The 1,431-nt window shown below is 56.0% G+C and carries 1 rRNA gene; it reads right to left on the bottom strand.

Annotated elements, in window-relative coordinates:
- Positions 1–40: 40 nt before the first annotated feature.
- Positions 41–1,431, bottom strand: a 23S ribosomal RNA gene (locus tag ACFUN8_RS37320); the annotation flags it as partial.

Raw genomic sequence — 1,431 nt, 5'->3', positions numbered from 1 at the left:
GTTCGTTGTCTCAGAACTAACACAGTGGACGCGAGCAACTGAGGACAAGCCCTCGGCCTATTAGTACCGGTCAACTCCACACCTCACGGTGCTTCCATATCCGGCCTATCAACCCAGTCGTCTACTGGGAGCCTTACCCCATCAAGTGGGTGGGAGTCCTCATCTCGAAGCAGGCTTCCCGCTTAGATGCTTTCAGCGGTTATCCCTCCCGAACGTAGCCAACCAGCCATGCCCTTGGCAGGACAACTGGCACACCAGAGGTTCGTCCGTCCCGGTCCTCTCGTACTAGGGACAGCCCTTCTCAAGACTCCTGCGCGCGCAGCGGATAGGGACCGAACTGTCTCACGACGTTCTAAACCCAGCTCGCGTACCGCTTTAATGGGCGAACAGCCCAACCCTTGGGACCGACTCCAGCCCCAGGATGCGACGAGCCGACATCGAGGTGCCAAACCATCCCGTCGATATGGACTCTTGGGGAAGATCAGCCTGTTATCCCCGGGGTACCTTTTATCCGTTGAGCGACGGCGCTTCCACAAGCCACCGCCGGATCACTAGTCCCGACTTTCGTCCCTGCTCGACCCGTCGGTCTCACAGTCAAGCTCCCTTGTGCACTTACACTCAACACCTGATTACCAACCAGGCTGAGGGAACCTTTGGGCGCCTCCGTTACTCTTTAGGAGGCAACCGCCCCAGTTAAACTACCCATCAGACACTGTCCCTGATCCGGATCACGGACCCAGGTTAGACATCCAGCACGACCAGAGTGGTATTTCAACGACGACTCCACCTGAACTGGCGTCCAAGCTTCACAGTCTCCCACCTATCCTACACAAGCCGAACCGAACACCAATATCAAACTGTAGTAAAGGTCCCGGGGTCTTTCCGTCCTGCTGCGCGAAACGAGCATCTTTACTCGTAGTGCAATTTCACCGGGCCTATGGTTGAGACAGTCGAGAAGTCGTTACGCCATTCGTGCAGGTCGGAACTTACCCGACAAGGAATTTCGCTACCTTAGGATGGTTATAGTTACCACCGCCGTTTACTGGCGCTTAAGTTCTCAGCCTCGCCACACCGAAATGTGACTAACCGGTCCCCTTAACGTTCCAGCACCGGGCAGGCGTCAGTCCGTATACATCGCCTTACGGCTTCGCACGGACCTGTGTTTTTAGTAAACAGTCGCTTCTCGCTGGTCTCTGCGGCCACCCCCAGCTCACACTGCAAGAGTGATCACCGGAAATGGCCCCCCTTCTCCCGAAGTTACGGGGGCATTTTGCCGAGTTCCTTAACCATAGTTCACCCGAACGCCTCGGTATTCTCTACCTGACCACCTGAGTCGGTTTAGGGTACGGGCCGCCATGAAACTCGCTAGAGGCTTTTCTCGACAGCATAGGATCATCCACTTCACCACAATCGGCTCGGCATCAGGTCTCA

This window comes from Streptomyces sp. NPDC057307, from assembly GCF_042667665.1.
Lineage (GTDB): Bacteria > Actinomycetota > Actinomycetes > Streptomycetales > Streptomycetaceae > Streptomyces.
The sequence above is the reverse complement of the archived record's forward strand: the minus strand, read 5'-3'. Positions and strand labels throughout refer to the sequence as shown.